The organism is Microcystis sp. M015S2 (assembly GCF_020245945.1).
Taxonomy (GTDB): Bacteria; Cyanobacteriota; Cyanobacteriia; order Cyanobacteriales; family Microcystaceae; genus Microcystis.
In genome coordinates, this window is sequence record NZ_JADBTX010000107.1 from 1 (window position 1) to 19,089 (window position 19,089).

Here is a 19,089-nt window from a genome sequence, read left to right on the forward strand (position 1 = left end):
CCTAATATTAGCTCTTTCTCGCTGAATAGTTCCCAACCAACCCCTGGATCGCCGTTGAGGTTGATAGTCCCACTTTAATAAATGATGCAAAATTAATCTGAGACTAGCAAGTAAGCGATCGCGCTCCCGTTTCGACAAATCCCGCACCTCTTCGACTAAATTCTCAATATCTAACTCGGAAAACCGACCGGAAGCTAATAAATCGGCCATTTGTTCGGCCCAAAGTCCAAAGTCTTGCTCATAGGATGCCGTCATCGATTTATCTCCTTCTAAGCTCAATTAACATTATATTAATAATCCGCCAACACTGAGCGCTTAAAAACGGATTTACTATCATAATGTGTTGTTTTCTTGATTGTCTGAAGATTGAACACGAAAGGGAGGCGCGACATAATCGGAAGGTAAATAATTTTCGGGGATAGTTGTTGTATTTCCATCTCGTAGGGAAGTGTAACTGGGAGAGAGAATCTCAATCCCAGCTTCATTACACTTGTCTTGAATATTCTGATGGAGTTCTGAATAAATTATTACCATCAAATTGGGTTGGTTAGTGTAAGCGTTTAACTGATAACTGATGTAAAAATTATCCAAGCTAGTTTGCAGGACAAAAGGGGCGGGTTCTTTGAGGATATGCTCAGTCTCTAGAGCAGCTTCAATTAAGGTTTTGTGGGCTTTTCGCCAAGGCAGATCGTACCCTAGGGTAATCGTTGTCTGAATAATTAGATTTCTGTTTAATTCCCGCGAGGAAATACTAAAGTTAATCACATTACTACTTAATAAAGATGAGTTAGGAATAGTAATGATTTTATTAGTGGGAGTGCAAATGCGAATGACTAGGAAGTTTTTTTCTATTAGATCGCCAATTACATCTCCTACCTGAATGTGATCTCCGATGCGAAAGGCACGGGTATAGATAAGAATAATTCCCCCAATAACATTAGCGATTGCCGAAGTAGAACCAAGGGATAAAAGAAGACCAAGAAAAACAGAAACACCTCGGAAAGCAGGGGAATCAAAACCGGGCAAGTAGGGAAAAGCGACTATTGCTGCTATGGCAATAATTATGACTAATAGGAGATTGTAAGTAGGTTTAGCCCAATCAGTATAAAAACCAGGAATAACCAGATTTCCTCTTTCTATTGCTGTAAAAAAGGGCTTGATTAGCCGAATTAAGTAGTAGGTTATAAAAATGATTATAGCAATAATAAAGGCATTGGGAAGATATTGGCCAATGGACGACAAAACCAGTTCTAATGATTGATAAAAATAACCTAAAATACTGTCCCCAAAAACTCTTGTCCAAGGAAATAAACGCAGTACAAATGTGGCATAATTAAATAATAATAAAAACAGAAAAAATAAGCGAATTATCCGAAGAACTCGCAGCCAAAAGAAGCTAATTTTAGAGGAAGATATAATCTCGACATTCCCGATTTGAATGCCCGGTGTCAAGGATTCAATCAAACGTCTAATGAAGGGAAATAGTTTTCCTGAAATTTTGATAACTGCAAAGCTAATAATCAAGAAAGCAAAGCTGGCTATAACCGTATAAATTATGTTCTTAAGTAGTTGTTCGGGTTTTCGATCTTGGCGATATTGAGCGATAGCAAGCTGAATTTTTTGTAAAGCTTGTTGAGCTAAAACCTCCGGGGTTGAACGATAGGCTTTTGCATCTCGCTCTGTCACCGTTAGAATTACTTCTTGATCTACACTTAAATAAAGTGAGTTATCATCAGGAATCTGCTTAATTGTCAGGTTCTCAACAGGAATAGAATCATTTTGAGCAATTCTTTCAATTCTCCGGGTAATAGCGTTAGCTCTCTCCTCCGCCGAAAATGAAGAAACTCCCCGTCGGATAAAAAAGAGGGGTTTTCCATCTAACATAACTGGAAAGCCGTCAATTTTGTTTTCCGGTTGTGTCGGATTTTGAGCTATTCCCAAAAGAGGAGAGGTGAGAGTCAGTAGTAAAACTACAACAAATATTACCAAAGTATGCCCAATTTTTTTCATCCATCCTCTAGCTCTAGATGGTGTAGTTAGCATTAAATATCTTTGATTAATATCGACAAATGGTACAAATTTCATAGGATTAAGTCAGATTTGTCTGTGTGTAGTTGGGTAATATTTAGACATTAATTTCCCAGGGTGAGGTGTAGATAACCTAGGCTGAGACAGGAGAGGGAATTAAGTCAGAAGTGCTAGATTTAATTTCATTGCTATGGCGTTTACGAAAGCTCTTATGAACCATAACTTCCTTACTAGAATATCTTTTTGGCTGAGAGTAAATTACCAATCATTCCCAAAATAATAGCAATAATCGAGACGGATAAAAAAGAGAAAAGCATCCCGTGGGTTGCTACCAGCCGCCGCCTTGCCGTACTATTAATACTTGTATCGGAGGTTTGATAACAAGCCGCCATACAAAAACCTTGATAGGGAAATTCCGTCCAATTAGGTCGATCGCAATCGAGAAAAACTAGGCCTTTACCATCATGATAGTAGCGCACTGCATATTCTTGGCTGTAGATCAATTGACCAAATGTCAGCAAAAGTTAGCAAAATCATCTAGTCACACCAGTCAATAAAACGCCGTAGCAAGCTTCGGGAATTGTCAAAACCGAGATGTAGTTACTCGTTGAGCACCACAAAGGCCAAAATATGGAGCGTTATTTATGGGCCATTTATCCCTATCCGAACAGATTACCGCGGAACTTCTGGCAATCCTGATCGAAGAAGAAGTCACCTATCCCTGGAATGTAACCGCTGTTGAGAGTAATGATCCCTTAGACGTCACGGAAACGCCTTTTTCTCTGTGTGAAGGACTAGAAGCGACGGCGATCGAGGCACAAGCTCATAGATTCTTTAGCAGTTTACACCAAAAATTCCCGACAGTTTCCGTTTCATCCCGGTCTAATATCTTTGATAAATTTGCCTCTTTACTACCAGCCGAATATTTAAATCGTCTAGTAGAAAGTGCTGAAAATCTAGTTAATAGTCAATTAGATGACTTTGATCGCCTTGTTGTTTGTCTTAGCGAGCTTTTTCCCCAATGGTCTCCAGAAGATTTAGAGGTTTTTGCCCGTCCCTACGCCTATACTATGCGTAATGGCCAGAGCGAAACCACTATAGAAACCGAAGATTGGCAAAGTCTTTCCGAAATTGAACAAATTCGCCGGAGTGCAGCCATCGCCAGCCAGATTTTCCGCGACTTGTCTTCTCCTGAATAGTCATCTCGTTATCAGTTACACTGCATTTAAACTACCCCTTAGATATTTTAGTACAAATGCTCAAACTCCCTCTCCCAAGTCCGGCACTCCCTTCTCCCCTCTCCCCTTAGTGATTACTGTTTACTGATCACTGAAAAAACCCCTACTCCCAATTCGGAGATATTGCTAGGTAAAAACGAAAAGTGCTGCCTTTACCTAATTCACTTTCTACCTCCATTTGACTTTGGTGTAATTCCACTAAACGACGGGTAATCGCTAAACCGATACCACTACCCCCAGAATAACGGGAACGAGAACGATCGGCCCGCCAAAAGCGCTCGAAAATAAAGGGTAAGTCTTCTGCGGCGATACCGATTCCCGTATCGATAACGGCAATTTGTAGGCGATTTTTGTCCCTTGTCACTTGCAGGGTAATTGCACCATGATCGGTGTAACGAATGGCATTACCGAGCAGATTAACTAAAATTTGTTCGAGGCGATCGGGATCGGCCATGACAGATGGTAAATTGGGGGGACAATCTAACTGTAAAGTCGGTCCATCTTCTAATAATTGATCGGCAAATTTTTCGATAAGAGAATTTAACAAAGTTAATAAATTAACAGGTTGCAGTTTAATCGAGAGATAACCAGATTCCGCTCGCGATAGCTCCTGTAGATCGTGGGTTAAACGTTCTAACCGGCGGGTTTCTTTCACTAATTTCTGATAAAGTTCTGGATTAGGTTCGATCGCACCATCGGCTAATTCTTCTAAATATCCCCTTACCACAGTTAAAGGGGTTCGTAATTCGTGGGTAAGATCACCGATTAATTCCTGGCGACGTTTTTCCACATCAGCTAAACTAATCGCCATCTGATTAAAACTGATGGCTAATTGATTTAATTCTGGGATTTCGCTTTCTGGAACTCTCGCCGATAAATCCCCTTCCGCAAAATTTTTAGTGATTTGTTTCATTTGTTTTACCGGTTTCATAATGCGTTGAGAAACCAAAAAACTCAGATAACCAGCCGTACTTCCTCCCGCAATGAATGACCAAATGGCACTACTATCCCAAGCCGTCTCAAAACCCCTAACCAAGAAAGTTCTCGCCGAGCGCACGGTAAAAAATCCCTGCCTTTCTAACTGTTCCAAACGTAAAACAAACATTCGCGGAGAAGATAATTTAGCAATGATAATAAAGCTACTTAATCCCACCACCATAACGAGGAGATGCGATAAAAATAATCTGGTTCCTAAGCTTAATTTTGGTGTCCGCATATTTGTTAAAAAACTCTATTTGTTGTCAATATTATTGACCTTGTTTCTCATAAAGATGAAGTATAACAGGATTTGGCATCGACGACCGACAACCGAATCCAAAAAACGAAAACTTCCTACCTGACCATTAAGATAACTGCTATATAGCAGTTATCACACCTGTGTGGCACAGTTTAACCTTTGCTGATTAAGCTTTTCAACATCGATAATGTACCTCTTGCGAACAGGAAACGCTATATATTCGCCCATAGCATCTTGAATAAACTGACGGGAGAAAAAATCCTCATAGATATCTTCAGGGATGGCTCAATAAAAGAATTCTATCGGGTTCTTCCTGTGGAAGAATCTCTCCTTAAGCCATGCTGTGAGGGAAGAATAGGTCAAAACCTAACTTTTTGCCGCTCTATGCTATCCTATCAAGATGCGCTACTCTGTTAGGAGATGATTTTGCTTGAGTCATCTGCTCAAAGTAGCGTCTGTTTTTTTAACCCTTACCCCCAAAAGAGAATCTTTTCTGTATGCTAGAGGCTAATAATCAGGGAGAGAATCAAATATTTCTCTATGAAGTTGTTTTTTCGGGTTCTTCTGGCTCTTTGCCTCAACGCTTCTCCCGAACAGTCCTGCGAATACCTAAAAGCCGCATGAGTCAAGAAACACAGCGCCTCCTGCGCCAAGGTGCCAAGATTCTCAGTATAAAGCCTCTTGACCAAGAAACTGTCTCGATCAAGCCTAGTTTACCCCCCCAACCCTGGTGGGTAGAGATCACCACCAGTCAGCCGAAATGTCTCTATTATTTCGGTCCGTTTGAGAGTTTTTCTGAAGCTTTGTCCCATCAATCCGGTTATATCGAAGACCTACAATCGGAATCCGCCGCGGGAATTAACAGCGAAATTAAACAATGTCAGCCCGAGGTTTTAACTCAAGAAGATTTTTAATTTATGGTATCTAATTATACAGATTTTTAGGAATAGTTAATTTCCTCCTGTTTTCGTTTAATAATGCCTTTACCTTGACAGAATTTACAGGGGACGGATTCATTCTCCGTCTCTAGATAGATTCTTCCCTTGCCTTGGCAGTGGGGACAGATAATTTGTTCTTCCCACCAATAATTCTCTAAAAAAGCCTCATCGGTAATATAGGTAAAATCTTCAAACATTGGCTTGTCCTCTTATCGTTCAGATAGCTTAATCTGGATTCATCTTTCAACCTGAGAAATTGAAAATCAGTTTTACCCCCATCCTAAAAAAGATCGGGTTCATTCTTTTTGAAAATTAAATTACTTCATATTTATTTATATTTATTAATATACAATGAGTGTTCACTATCAATCTTTGCTAAGTAGCCGACGATAAATTTTCTTTCTCTTGCCTATTGCCCATTGCCCCTTGCCGCCAAAAAATCCTCCGCCTGTTAGCTGCGGTGAGAAAATGGGCATAATAAGAAATGTAGTGGGCTGTACAGTTTTAACTGGCTCTATTCCATGTCATCAGCAAACGAGAAACCTCAGACCAAGCTGCCTTCCTTTGCCCAAAAGTTAGTGCAATCGGGTTATATCACTATCCCGCAACTACAAAAGGCAATAATCCAGAAGCAGAAAAGTCATCTATCTCTACTGGCAATTTTACCCCTGATCACCGGTCGTCCTTTACCCAAAGAGGCACTGGCATACTACCGACTCGAACAACTGTCAAAATTAAAAGCCAAGTATGGGGTAGAATATCTTGACCCTGAAATTGAGACGATCGACTGGAGAGAAATCGAGAATCTGTTTCGCACAGTCCTTCCCTTTGAAATTTGCCGTCGTTATAAGATCCTGCCCCTACAAAAACAGCAATCCGCTGCCAATGTCCTTCACCTAGCCATGGTGGATCCCGCTAATCAGGAAATTCTCGATGATTTACGTCGTATCCTCCGGGATAAAGAATTGCAGTTTGAGCGTCGTGTCATTGATCGGGCAGATTACCAGAAATTGGTCGAAATCTATCGTTATCGTCAAGAAGAAGCCCCATCTGGCCATCTTCTTCCCCAAGAACAAGATCTAGAGAACAGAGTTGACATAACCGATATTTTTGAAGATTCCCAATCTCTGTCCCATCTCAACCGCGAATTAGCCGACGAGGATCTAGGAGTGGTTCAACAGGCCAATCAAGGGACGATCATCAGTGTGGTTAATAATATCCTTGTTCAAGCCATTGAAAGCAAAGCGACGGAAATTCACCTAGAACCCCAAGAAAATCAATTAACTATCCGTTTTCGCCAAGATGGTCTCCTGCGTTCTGCCTGGGAACCGATTTCTCCAGAAGCGACCCCGGCGATTATCTCACGGTTAAAAATTCTGGCTAACCTCGATGTCAGCGAGAAATCGCGACCCCAACAGGGAAAAATGACCACAACTTTTTCCGGTCGCAAAATAGATTTTCGTCTCCACACCCTACCCCGTCAACAGGGAGAAAAAATTCTCCTGCGGGTTTTTGATTCTCGATCCCCACTTTGGCCCCTCGATGAGTTGATTACTAGCCAAGAAACCTGTAAACTGGTACGCACCATGATCGAGCGCCAGGCGGGGTTAATTCTGCTCACCGCACCGGCCAGAGGTGGCTGTTCCACCAGTTTCTATTCTCTACTAGCCCATCGAAACCGGGGTGGGGTTAATATCGCTACCCTAGAAACCTCGATCGAACGCGGCCTTAACGGTATTACCCAAGTGGAAATCGCTGATGGTCAAAGTCGAGATTATGCCTCGATTTTGCCCTCTTTCCGGAATCAAGATGTGGATATCATCGGTATCGATCGCCTGGCGGATTCTGCCACCCTTACCCATGCCCTAGAAGCGGCTTTGACTGGACATTTAGTTATTTCTAGTTTACCCCTCAATGATGCCTTTGCCGCGATCGCTCGCCTCAATCAATTAGCGGAGCCGGCCCTAGTCGCCGATACCCTAGCTGCAGTGATCAATCAAAGACTGGTGCGACGGGTTTGTCCAGTTTGTCGGCTGAAACATCAACCAAAAAGGGAGGAATTAGCTAAATTTGGTCTTTCTCCCGCCCAAGCTGCTCAATACAGCTTTTATAAAGCTAATTCCCTCACTGCCGAAGAAATCATCCAAGCGCGGGAAAAAGGCAGATTATGCCGTCATTGTCACGGCATCGGTTATCAGTCCCAGATTGGGGTCTTTGAAGTAATCACGATTACCCCTGACCTGAAAACTTGCATCGCTGAGAATAAATCCGCCGATATGCTCAAAAAAGCGGCAACACAGGCAGGATTCAAGTCTCTCCTCGCCTACGGTTTAGAATTAGTCCACCAAGGTTATACTACCCTAGAGGAAATCGAGCGTGTCATGGCTGATCAATTAACTTTACCCTCCGTCTCTGCTGCCAATAATCCTGAGATTCCCCCGGATGTTTTCGGGAGAATCGAGGCGATCGAGCAGTTATTACAGGCTCTCAACCGTGAATTACAGTCACTAAAGCGGGAAATTAGCCTAAATTCGCCCACAGCTTCCCCTGAGAGCGCAAATCCGACTATTCTCGGCCAGGAGTTGCCTGATTTGACTAATTCAGTTCTTCCTTCCCAAAACCGGTCATCGGATAAGGAAATGATCGTTTCCGCTGCCCCTGTTTATGAGGAGTTAACCGACCCCGGCGATTGGGAACAGTTAAAACGGGAACTAGACCAGAATCAGTATCTGATCGTCTCCTCGGAAGTCAATACCTCTTTTCCTTCCGCCCTCGATCCTTGGTTCTAGTCGGGGAAAAGAATTAAAATTTAAGCTGGACAATATTTGAGAACTAAAAAGTAATGACCACAGAATTAGAAACCAAAAAAGTTACTCCTACTCGCTGTTTAGTTGGTGCGGCAATTTCGGCAGCATTGGGGACAATTCTCTATTATCTCACAGCAGCGATCGGTCATTCTTTTTACTCAAAACCAATGGTTGCTCACAGTTCGATCGCCTTGAGAATTGGCAGTGCTGTCCGGACTTTAGTTTTTGGTTTAGCTTCTCTAGGAACCTTTATTTTTGTTTTTGTCACCATTGGTTTAATTCTTTTGGCTATCCAATTACTACTTAAACGCCCTCAACAAATATAAATTATGAATGATGAATGATGAATTGGAAGTGGGGAAGTGGGGAAGTGGGGAGCTTTTCAGTGATCAGTTTACTGATCACTGAACACTGATAACTGATAACTGATTAACGGACATTTTGAGCGATAAAATCTTCGATGAGTTGTTCTAAAGCGGCCGAGGAGGCGCGGGTAATCAGAAAACATCTAAACTCTTGGCCTTGACTGAGATATTGGGAATAGGCCGCCTGTAAAAAAGGTTTATAGCCGGGGTTTTTGCGAATATACACCTCAAAAAAGGCCAAAGATAGGGAATGGGCGTAACTATCGATCACATAGGGTGCGGGCAGGGTAAGATCGGCTACGGATTCGATCGCTTCGTTAATTCCCGCATCTAGTACCGAAAAATCAACGTGAGCTTGACCTTCAATCAGAGTTAAATATTTATTTTCGGTATTGAGCAGGGGAAAAGAGCGCACCTGTTCAAAAATAGCGGGGGTAGCGGGATCGTAGGTTCCTGCCGCTACAAAAGTGGGAATTTCGATCTTAGCCAGTCCTTTAGCCCCAAAAATACTCCAATTAAAGGGATTAACCGCAAAAATCGCTTTTATTCGCGGATCGCGAAAATTGTATTTTTCTCGGGGTAAATCTAAAGCACGACACTGCAGCAAGAGGGAGACATTGAGAAAAGCTAATCTTCTTTGGCAGTCCCGTTGTAAATTCTCGAAATTGATCGTCGCTCCACCCACGGCTAAGGCTGTATAACCGCCGAAGGAATGTCCACCAACTCCCACATTATCTAAATCTAATTGCCCCTGAAATTCCCCCGCGTTGCGTCTTTGCAATTCATCGATCACAAAAGATATGTCCAATGGACGATTGACAAATTCGTTGGTATAAAAAACCATCCGCGATAAACCGGCGAGCAGATTCTGCACCTGTAGGGTATCACTGCCGGGGTGTTGGGGCATGGCGACGAGATAACCGTAACTAGCCAAGTGTTCCGCTTGTCGGACAAAATCTTCAGGACGAGAAGCTAAACCGTGGGAAAAGACAATAACGGGGGTTTTCTGGGTTAATTGCCCCTTGGGTTTGACAATGATCAGATAAAGTTCCCTCTGACGACGGCCATCGGTTAAATCCAGCCGCATTTGTTCTACTTGTCGCGGTCCCGGTTGTCGGGGGTCGGTCATGGCGGTAAAATTGATTTCACCAGCCTTTTTAGCTTCTTCTAAGGATAATTGCGCCACCTTTTCCGTGAATACTGTGGTCGCTTTCAGGACGATATCGATCGCCCTAGCTAATCTTTGCACTCTTGTCACATCAATCTGCATATTAGTAGGCAGATTACGCAGCAGGTTAAGAATAGTTACCCCTCCCGGTTCAAAAGCTGATTTAATTAGGGCAGAACGCAGGGCGAATTTACCATTAATCCCCCCTTGAATAGCGATCAGTTCCCCTAAAAGGTTGAGGATATCTTCCCCCATTGTGGTGTTAAAAAAGCGCGAGATCAGGACGGGATTAACTTCTTTACTTGTAGTTAAAGCTTGGCGAAATTCTCTTTGTTGTTCGGGTGTGGTATTACCCAAATATTGTCTTAGATTAGCGTCGATTCTGCCAGTCTTGACAAAGTTTTCTAGGGAACTAATTTCTAGGGTACGACTAAAGGGCGGTAAGATAAAAGTGATTCTCTCGGCCGAGAGGACAGGAAAGCTAGTCAGTATCGTTCCCAAGCAACCAAGAGCGATCAAGCGACCAATTTTAGCTAATTGCAACAAGTTTTTCAGCTCCTTTTCTTTCTGCGATCCTATTCCCTCTGGATTATAACAGTAACTTCGCAGTTTTTAACCGTTTTCTTGCTTAATTATCAACAAAAATTATCAATTTGCCACGGTCGATAATCTTGACCTAGAATAATAGGCAACAAGTCTCGAAAATTCCAATCTTGCCGATTTCAAGCTACCTAACCGATCACCGATCGTGATTTCAGGGTAAAAATGCCAAAGTTGCCACCACTTTCACACCAAATTCTTCCTCAAAAACAGGTTTTTTATAGTCTAAACTCCACAATTCTAAAGCACAATCATCTTCAGCATTATTGGGAAAAAGATGCAGATGTAGGGTTCTATATTCAGGATCGTACTTACATTCAATCTTTTTAATCGCTCCTATTTGTCGCCGATCTAAAGCCACAGCCAAGCGCAGTATAGCACTTAAATGTCTGACCATATACTGATAGTATTCAGTTAATTTCATAAAATCATCGTGCCTTTTCTTCGGCTTACTTTTGCGATGATAACGAGCGATATTAGCGATCACTTCTAACTCTATTTCCGTATAGCCCAACAGTTCACCATTACGAATTAAATAATAGGAATGTTTATGATGGGCAGCATGACTAACATATAAACCACTATTATGCAGTATAGCCGCCGCCCATAATAGATCTTTAGCCTCCTGATTCCAAGAATGTAATTGTCCTTGGGTTTGCTCGAACAAAGACAGGGAAAATGTCGCTATTCTCTCAGCAGATTCTAAATTAACTTGATACTTTTTCGCTATTTTCAAGACACTGCGCTGACGGATTTCACTCTGATAAAGTAACCGATTATCAATTAACCCGTGCGTCAGCATCCAATCGACGATCACCCCTTCTCGCAAGGCTCTTTCACAGAGAACTAACTTATCAACATCTAACATGGTCATCGCTTCCAAAAGCACGATCGAACCTGCTAGAATTATCTCGGCCCGTTTATCGGACATTCCCAGAATTGCCAGTCTTTGGTGATAGTCCAAACTGGCGAAACGTTTAACCAATTCTCTGACATCTTTACGGGTTAATTGATAGCCATTTAAAGGATTGGGAATTTCCCCCAATTTCTCCAAAGCATGGATAGTCATCAAAGTTTCGATCGTCCCAGAAGTTCCCACTAAACGCGGCACTTCTCCCAGCTGTAAATGATGTTTAATTTCCTCTACTGCTCGCTCTAACATTCCGCGGGTGTATGCCCTTAAATAGGCCAATTCTGTGGTACTAATGGGATCGGTAGTGATGAAATCTTGGCTCAAACGCACCGCGCCGATTTTGGTACTACTAAGAAAGCGAATTTCTTGACTATCAGCTAAGATTAATTCCGTGGAACCACCACCAATATCGATAATAATATGGGCTTGATTTTGGAAATCCATTCCCGAGACGACACCGAGATAAATCCGGCGAGCTTCCTCCTGTCCGGAGATGAGATTTACAGAAATACCGACTTCTTTCTCGATTAAAGCCAAAAACTCGTCACCGTTGGCCGCTTCCCGGGTGGCGCTGGTGGCAACAGCGATAATCTGATCCGCCTGGAGACTAATAGCTAGATCGTGACAGCGTTTTAAAGCCGCGATCGCTCTTTCCATGGCCGCTAGGGTTAATTTACCAGTTTTTCTATCTCGATCGCCCAGACGGACTGTATCCTTTTCTCTGGCAATAATCGTAAAAGCAGGTAAAGACGGTTCAATTTTCACTACTACCATGTGAACCGAATTCGTACCAATATCGATCGCCGCTAGGATTTGGACATCGGAGGCTTTTGCCTGGGGCGCTAGTCCCCGATTGGGTATAACTTGATTAGAAATATTCACCATCGCTTATCAGTGATCAGTTACCAGTCGGGGGATAGGTGTTAGGGCTGGTCTTATTATCCCTCTAATTGTCCGCCTCGGCGCCGCAATTTTAGCTTTGTCTAGCAGTTATCTTATTCGTCAATATACAATTTTCGCTGCTCCAGGGCCAATTGGCGGAATTCCCCTTCGCCAAATTCTCCCTCCCTGGGACGGCGCTCTCCCTCGGACTCGACTAAATAGATATAATCACAATCAACCCCTTCTAAATTGGTATTTTCGGCGATTTTCCACGCTTCGATACAAGCACCCGTCAGGGTGGCTGCCTGTAAATTGGCTCTCATCACGTTACTATGGGCTAAATTTGCCCCTTCTAGATTAGCGTAGGCTAAATTTGCCTCGCTGAAATTTGCCCTAGTCAGGTTGGCATTTTTGAAGTTAAACCCGGAAAGATTTAGTCTGCGAAAATTATAGCCAATATAAGCTTTATTTTCCCCTTGACCAGTAACCAGAAGATTTCTCATCGCCACTTCGTCCAGAATTGTCTTTTCCCAACGCGCTCGCTCGATGCCCGATACCAGATAAAATCGAGTTCTAGTTAAATCTTTTGCCCTTAAATCAGTGGCTTTTAACTGCGCTCCCGTGAAATCGGCTTCTTGGAGATTTGCCCCGCAAAAATTTGTACCTTTACTGGCTAAAAAAGCAATTGCCATGGATTTCGTGATCGTTTCTCCCGATTCTTCTAGGGATAACCAGGCCAGATAAGCGGTGAATAAAGTACCACAAACCCCAACCATCAAAGCTATAGAAAAAGTTCCATTCATCACGGCTATTCCTGCTAATGCTCCTTGAAAAGCTAGTATAATTACTGTTAATAAAGTTAAAATTAAGCTGATAATAATTGCTAGAATAAAACTTATTGCTTGACCAGAAATCAAGGATAAAACTAAGGGCAATCCCCCAACTCGTTGACGATAAAATATTCCGTAAATTAGAGATAAAATCGTGATTATCACCGCACCAATGATTTTAAATTCGGTTACATCTGTCACCAGCATTAAAGCTAGATAATAACCAGCTAATCCCGACAGAAAGCCGCAGACAGCCGCTATTAACCAAGAAATTAAGATTAATTGTAGCCGACCGCGCTTTAGTAATCCTGCCCTGGCCTCGGTAAATTTAGTTCTCTCTAAAATAGCCCCTTGAAAATTAGTACCACGCAGATCTGCTTGACTAAAATTAGCCCCCGATAAATTCTGTCCCTGAAAACACTGTCCTTTTAATTTTACTCCTTTAAAATTGCGTTTCCCTTTGGCATATAAATCCAGTACCTCACTTGCTTTCATAGAAATTACGGAGATCTGTTTTTTGCTTGATTGATTAATGTAATTCATAAGCTGTTAAGTATTTAAATTGCTTGTTGAGATCAGGCAAGAGGCAACAGGCAAGAGGCAACAGTAAAGGGATTGAGGGAGATTTAGCTAATCTAAGGATGGGCGGTTAAAATGCGTCTTAGCTTAACAACTATTATCTTTTAAAAATTAGCTTTGGTTATTTTTGTAATTTATTAATTAAAAATAATGATGATGATAATTTTAAGGAGAATAATGGGATTGATAGAGATAATAGGATTTCATTTACAGGAATCATACTAAATCCTGTTTAAAAGGTGTAGGAGAGTACCGGAGCGCCAGAGCAGGGAGAAACAATTCATAACTTGGGAGTTAATCACACTATTAAAAACGGATTTGGTATGGCCGGAAATTTAAGGAAAGATGCTCACCTCAAATTAACCCAATTATATCCGTCAATTTTAACTGGACAGACCCCTGGGGATGAGGGACTTTTTTAGGGGTAATCCACCGCAAAAACAGCCTCTAAAACTGATTATTGACCCGGACTTGGTGCTTCTATCGGGGACTCCGGGGAAAGGGGAGTCGATTCAACTATTGGCGGTGGGGCCGGAGGTTGGAGAATATTGCGCCAGCCTTGCATTTGGGAGCGAGCCGAACTGTAGGCGGTACTTTCCCGGGATACGGATTCAGCAAGGCGAATAGCTTCCAGATAACGGCCATTATTAGCTTGGTCCGTGGCTAAAGACAAAAGCTGATAACTCCAACGTTCCAGCAATTCAGTCCGTTGCACACCCGCATCGGTTTGAGTGGAAATATTGGTAACTAAAGCAATCGCCCGGGTTAAACCTTCTGCGGTTCCCGTCGCCGCTAATTGATTGGCCTGTTGGAGATTTTGACGGGCCCGCAACTCTCGGCGCCAACGACGGATATTTTGGGAAACTTCCGAGGAAAGAGCGCGACCGGGGGGAATTTGATTGGCAGTTTCGATCGCCGTGCTATAGTCTTTGAGATTGGCCAAAGCTTGGGCCTGATCTAAAATAGGTTGATCCTCCATGCGTTCAATCCGCACTTGCCAGCCGCGAATTTCCCGTTGAGCATCTCGGTATAGGGCCCGATTTTTACCAATGGCCCGGGCCTGAATAATAGCGCTACTGAGGGAGTTAATATCGCCGGGGATAGCGATTTCCTGCGCCCGTTCTAAAATCGGCCGGTCTTCTATGACTTGTATTTGACGATTCCAAGAGCCAATTTCCTGCTGTGCTTGCGACCAGAGGGGATTATTCCGGGGAACCTCGCCCGCTTTCGCGATAGCGGCGCTATACTGCTCGATTGTACCTGCTTGTGCTAAATCTCTGGCCTCAGACAGTATTTTTACATCCTGTACCTGTAACTGCCAGCGCTCCCTCATAGCTAGGGCTGTTTGATGGAGGGGTCGAGAAGGGTCGATTTGTTCTAGTCCCAGTATGCCGGCTTCCAATCCGTCCACCGTGCCGGTTTCCGCATCTAAGGCCGCTTCGGACAAGACGGACCAATCGGTGACATCTGCTTTAATTTTGAGGTCTTTGGGGCTTTGGTTAGCCAAATCCCGGAGATCTTGCCATTGCTGCCGCTCAATTAATCTTTCGGCGTATTCTTTCAGTTTATCCTCGGTTTTCCCGATTAATTTTTGTGCCTCCTGATAGGCATAACTGCTGGCTTGAATTTTTCTAGCTTCTTCGATGACTTTGAACCAATTGTCGAGACCGCCCCGGTTAAAGAGATTAAAGGCATTATCTAATTTACTGCTATCTTCCCGGGCAACGGTAATTTTAGCGATCGCTTCATTATATTTAACCGTTGCCCAATATTCGTTATTTAAGTTCAATAATTCTACTGCCAGACGGAAAGATTGATTCCAGTTGGAAGCGCGGAGATTTTCCTCTAGTTTACTTAAGATCTCGTTGCCTTCCGCCCAAGTTCCTTGCCACTTAGCGATTCTTTCTTCAATAATTGCCGCTACTGCCATATTATTGGGGATTTGACGAGCTTTAGCGATTGCTTGCTCTAAATTTCCCGCTTGATAGTCTTTTTCAGCCAAATTCAGGATATCTCGCGCCCATTCTTCCACCTGCTGATTAACTTGCGATCGCAAGGGATGGTCATCGGGTAAAGCTTCCACTAGGGCAATTGCTTCGAGTAAACCTGCCACGGTGCGACTATCGGCGGAAAGTTGAGCGCAGTAGAGACGCAGGGAGGCAGAAGCGATGGGCCAGAAGATTTTCGGGCAATTGGGCGACTTCTGCATATTGAATAACTGCCAAGTGGCGAGAAAGCCAACACCGCCAAAGACCACCACAAATAAAGCCGCCCAAACTTTCCAAGTGAAACGATGCTGGTATCGGTACCAAAAGAGAAAAAGAAAAGATTTAGTTTTCTCTGGCCAACGAGTCAGGGAGTCAATCGATTCTCGTTTGACTAGATTTTTGGTTAATTCTTTTCCTTTAAACATTCACGACTCCCCGACAGGTATTTTAGATAGATTTTACCCTAATGGCGCTCATTGCCCGACTTCTCAGCAAGATTCAGCCTGTAGAGACTCGACTAATTCGATTAATTGTGTCTCGTTGGCATTATACACTTCCCGACAAAACTCACAGATGGCTTCCGCTTGTTTATCTTTTTCGATAATGTCTTTTAATTCATCGACCCCGAGGAATTTTAAAGCTCCTAAGGCCCGTTCAAAAGAACAATCACAATCAAAGCGCAGCAGCTGCACAGCCGGAAAAATTTCTAGACCCATATCTCCGAGAAGTTCCTGAAAAATATCTTCTAGACTTTTTCCTGCGCGTAAAAGGGGCGTAAATCCCGTTAATTTTCGCAATCTCGACTCTAAACGGGCCACTAAGACCTCATCCCTGGCGGCTTCTTTGGAGAGAACTTGTAATAAAATTCCCCCGGCTGCCGTTACTCCTGTGGTCGTACCGACAAAAACCCCCACTTGCAAAGCGGAGGGAATTTGTTCCGATTGGTCTAGATAGTAGGCGATATCTTCCCCCACTTCCCCGGAAACTATCTCGACGATGCTTTCTTGAAGTTCATTTCTCCCCTCGCCTTTTTCTTCGCGTAAGACTCGCACATAACCCTTGTTACCGACGGCGCGACCCACATCTAATTTACCCTTAGCATTGGGGAGTAATTCCACCTGGGGATAGTCCACATAACCGCGCACCGTGCCATCGAGTCCGGCATCAACCAAGACCCCACCCAAGGGACCATCGCCTTTAATGCGAATATTGACCCTAGAACCTGGTTTTTTTAAACTGGAAGCCAAGAGTAAAGCTGATGCCATCGTGCGACCGAGAGCGGCGGTGGCTACGTTAGATAATTGATGTCTTTGGCGAGCTTCTTCGGTTAAACGGGTGGTAATCACTCCTACTACTCTAATTCCCCCATCGGCGGCCGTGGCGCGGATTAATTTATCTGCCATACTACTTACTGTTATCCTTGGAAAACGCTGTCCCGATTTTTAGTTATTCTTTAACTAACTTAACAAAAATTATTAGACAATAATATGTTCGGCAATTTTCAACAAAGTCAGCTGCGTATCGAAATCTCGGCCAGTGAACAGGCTATCCGGGATAGTTTGCTCAAAACTGCTCATCTCCGTCAATGGCTGTGGCCGCAAATGCTCTCGCCTAATCTACCCGATAAATTAGAGGAAGGTTTGACTTTTACCTCTTGGTTAGGTTTAATTCCCGTACAACATCAGGTTTTATCGGCCGATGACCAGTGTTTACGCTTGCTTTTGAGTCAAGGTATCGATGGCTATCACGAATGGTATTGGGGCGATGGTTGGTTACAATCCCGTTTAGAAGGCATTTCCCTCCTTCCCCTCAATCTCGGTCAAACTCTCAGTTTATTGAAATTACGACTATTTCTGAGCAATCAAAAATAATCAGTGAACAGTAATCAGTAATCAGTGAACAGTAATCAGTAATCAGTAAACTAAAAACTCACATCTGCTAACGGATAACTGATAACTCACACCTGATAACTGATAACTGATAACTGATAACTGATAACTGATTAGGGTTCAGTTCGTTCCATCGAGACGGATTTCACATTGACGAGCATCGAGGTTACTTAGAGAAGTTCCAGTATAAGTGCCTTGTTTAATTATTCCTAGCATCGAAGCGATAACTAGACATTTTTTTTCTTGGTTGGGATAGGGATCGGCGGTGGCATCGGCGGCGGGATATAATACGATTATCGCTTGGTTTTGCGGCGGATCAAAGGTTAACCCCGGCACATGACCCCGAAAGGAAAACTGTACCCCCGGACTGCTGCCCAGGGTGGGAAAATTATTCACCACCATAAATACTTCCCGCGGCAGACTTAAGGAACCCCCATTAGTATTAGTCGCCACTAAACAACCTGGTTCACTGGCGGTTATTTGCGAGTAAACCGTGGGATTATTGCCAGTCGGGTTAGTAAAATTAATCGTGCAATTCCTCCCCAGACGGATAGCTTGTCTTTGGGCATCCTCTAGGGCTAATTGTATAGAATCGGTGGCTTCTTTGACTTTATTGCTATTTAACCAAGCTAATAAATTAGGTAGGGTTAAGGCGGCAAGAATTCCCATAATTGCCAAAGCTACCAAAATTTCTAACAAGGTAAAACCCTGATTTTTATGGACATTTAAACGACGCATCGGGAATCACCTCGACAGAACTTTTAGCAATAACATTTTCTTGGTTTTGGTAATCATCGGCGATTTGACCTGTTGCTAACTGGACTCGATAATCAATACGGAGACGATGGGGATTAGCCGATTGGTTAGTAATATTAAAAGTCCGAAAGAGAGAATAGTTTTTACCGACAATTGTTCTTGTCTCCACTAATTTTTCCGTCGGTATAGGGGTGGTGGGAAGGGGAGTAGCCGTTAGTTGTCTTCTTAAAGCTGTGGCATAACCCTCATTTCCTGTACACACATCTGAACTAACATTAGGGTTGGCAGGCGTGGAGTTGACATCTAAAGTCGAAGCTAAAAATTTGACATCCTCAAAATCTTCTTGTATCCAAAAGTTAGCTTGAGTCTGTCTTTCTGCCCGAACTTTATATAAGGCAGTGAATGCCATTAACTCTAGGGTTACTGTTAAGAAGGCGGCAATAGTTAAAATGGCAATCATCACTTCTAACATCGAGAAACCCGACTCGGATGATGACAGTTTTGACTTTATCCCCTTTCCTTTTAATTTCACTTGCTCAACCCCCCCCAGTTTTTCCCGAAAACTACTGGCTTTTTTAGCTCTCAACTACAGATTACCAAGATGATGGGATATTTCTAACTTTAGTCAGGGAATTAATTCCCCGCAAACCCTATTTCTCAAGTGAGTCAGATTGTCTAAGTAGCTGGTTATAATTAAATTGAAGATGGATTTTGGGTTCGATCCCACCTTAATCCCCCCTTGATAAGCTGTCCTTTAGTCACATCTTTCTTAACATTTCAAACCTTTGTAGCACAAGGCTTTCAAGACTCGGTTAACAATTTGTAATATTCCTTGTTGACACCCTTACTGACAAAGAAAAAACTGAAATCA

At 43.0% G+C, this 19,089-nt stretch carries 17 protein-coding genes; 5 read left to right on the forward strand and 12 right to left on the reverse strand.

All coding sequences use genetic code 11. The features are described from left to right. From IM473_RS18355 to IM473_RS18365, 3 genes are all read right to left on the reverse strand, one after another. A partial coding sequence (locus IM473_RS18355; RefSeq protein ID WP_287657273.1) for a DUF29 domain-containing protein occupies nt 1-255 on the reverse strand: 255 nt, incomplete at its 3' end. Nucleotides 256-333: 78 nt separating this feature from the next. After that, nucleotides 334-2,085 (reverse strand): mechanosensitive ion channel family protein, encoded by a 1,752-nt coding sequence (locus IM473_RS18360; RefSeq protein ID WP_287657275.1) that lies wholly within the window; start codon nt 2,083-2,085, stop codon nt 334-336. A 173-nt stretch (nt 2,086-2,258) separates the two neighbouring features. Beyond that, nucleotides 2,259-2,549 carry a DUF1345 domain-containing protein gene (locus IM473_RS18365; RefSeq protein ID WP_287657277.1) on the reverse strand — a complete coding sequence of 97 codons (291 nt, stop codon included), beginning with the start codon at nt 2,547-2,549 and terminating at the stop codon, nt 2,259-2,261. A 123-nt stretch (nt 2,550-2,672) separates the two neighbouring features. On the opposite strand from IM473_RS18365, the gene IM473_RS18370 reads away from it, so the two are divergent. Next, on the forward strand, nt 2,673-3,227 hold the full coding sequence (locus tag IM473_RS18370; protein WP_287657278.1) for a hypothetical protein: 555 nt from the start codon (nt 2,673-2,675) through the stop codon (nt 3,225-3,227). 142 nt (nt 3,228-3,369) lie between these two features. Here the strand turns inward: IM473_RS18370 and IM473_RS18375 are convergent, their stop codons facing one another. Continuing rightward, complete coding sequence (locus tag IM473_RS18375; RefSeq protein ID WP_287657279.1) at nt 3,370-4,482, reverse strand: sensor histidine kinase; 1,113 nt, start codon at nt 4,480-4,482, stop codon at nt 3,370-3,372. Between the two features lie 518 nt (nt 4,483-5,000). Here IM473_RS18375 and IM473_RS18380 point away from each other — a divergent pair. Continuing rightward, entirely contained in the window at nt 5,001-5,417 is a 417-nt protein-coding gene (locus IM473_RS18380) for a DUF1816 domain-containing protein (RefSeq protein WP_287657280.1), read from the forward strand. Nucleotides 5,418-5,443: 26 nt separating this feature from the next. Here the strand turns inward: IM473_RS18380 and IM473_RS18385 are convergent, their stop codons facing one another. Continuing rightward, nucleotides 5,444-5,638 (reverse strand): hypothetical protein, encoded by a 195-nt coding sequence (locus tag IM473_RS18385; RefSeq protein ID WP_002804018.1) that lies wholly within the window; start codon nt 5,636-5,638, stop codon nt 5,444-5,446. 324 nt (nt 5,639-5,962) lie between these two features. On the opposite strand from IM473_RS18385, the gene IM473_RS18390 reads away from it, so the two are divergent. After that, on the forward strand, nt 5,963-8,230 hold the full coding sequence (locus IM473_RS18390) for a GspE/PulE family protein (RefSeq protein ID WP_287657282.1): 2,268 nt from the start codon (nt 5,963-5,965) through the stop codon (nt 8,228-8,230). A 53-nt stretch (nt 8,231-8,283) separates the two neighbouring features. After that, the gene (locus IM473_RS18395; RefSeq protein WP_002804024.1) at nt 8,284-8,574 is read left to right on the forward strand and encodes a DUF3082 domain-containing protein; all 291 of its coding nucleotides are present in this window, start codon (nt 8,284-8,286) and stop codon (nt 8,572-8,574) included. Nucleotides 8,575-8,677: 103 nt separating this feature from the next. Here the strand turns inward: IM473_RS18395 and IM473_RS18400 are convergent, their stop codons facing one another. The 5 genes from IM473_RS18400 to hslO form a co-directional block, all read right to left on the reverse strand. Beyond that, a complete protein-coding gene (locus IM473_RS18400) occupies nt 8,678-10,327 on the reverse strand; it encodes an alpha/beta hydrolase (protein ID WP_287657283.1) in 1,650 nt (549 codons plus the stop codon). 208 nt (nt 10,328-10,535) lie between these two features. Next, nucleotides 10,536-12,179 (reverse strand): Ppx/GppA phosphatase family protein, encoded by a 1,644-nt coding sequence (locus IM473_RS18405; protein WP_287657285.1) that lies wholly within the window; start codon nt 12,177-12,179, stop codon nt 10,536-10,538. Between the two features lie 110 nt (nt 12,180-12,289). Further along, a complete protein-coding gene (locus tag IM473_RS18410; RefSeq protein WP_287657286.1) occupies nt 12,290-13,501 on the reverse strand; it encodes a pentapeptide repeat-containing protein in 1,212 nt (403 codons plus the stop codon). A gap of 541 nt (nt 13,502-14,042) precedes the next feature. Continuing rightward, entirely contained in the window at nt 14,043-15,998 is a 1,956-nt protein-coding gene (locus IM473_RS18415; protein WP_287657287.1) for a BAR domain-containing protein, read from the reverse strand. 63 nt (nt 15,999-16,061) lie between these two features. Continuing rightward, a complete protein-coding gene (hslO, locus tag IM473_RS18420; RefSeq protein ID WP_287657288.1) occupies nt 16,062-16,976 on the reverse strand; it encodes an Hsp33 family molecular chaperone HslO in 915 nt (304 codons plus the stop codon). An 84-nt stretch (nt 16,977-17,060) separates the two neighbouring features. Here hslO and IM473_RS18425 point away from each other — a divergent pair, with 84 nt between their 5' ends. Further along, the gene (locus IM473_RS18425) at nt 17,061-17,444 is read left to right on the forward strand and encodes a hypothetical protein (protein ID WP_002804032.1); all 384 of its coding nucleotides are present in this window, start codon (nt 17,061-17,063) and stop codon (nt 17,442-17,444) included. Between the two features lie 138 nt (nt 17,445-17,582). On the opposite strand, the gene IM473_RS18430 is transcribed toward IM473_RS18425, so the two are convergent. Continuing rightward, complete coding sequence (locus IM473_RS18430) at nt 17,583-18,200, reverse strand: prepilin-type N-terminal cleavage/methylation domain-containing protein (protein ID WP_287657289.1); 618 nt, start codon at nt 18,198-18,200, stop codon at nt 17,583-17,585. After that, nucleotides 18,178-18,690 (reverse strand): type 4 pilin, encoded by a 513-nt coding sequence (locus IM473_RS18435; RefSeq protein ID WP_287657290.1) that lies wholly within the window; start codon nt 18,688-18,690, stop codon nt 18,178-18,180. The genes IM473_RS18430 and IM473_RS18435 overlap by 23 nt, the downstream gene beginning before the upstream one ends. Nucleotides 18,691-19,089: the final 399 nt, after the last annotated feature.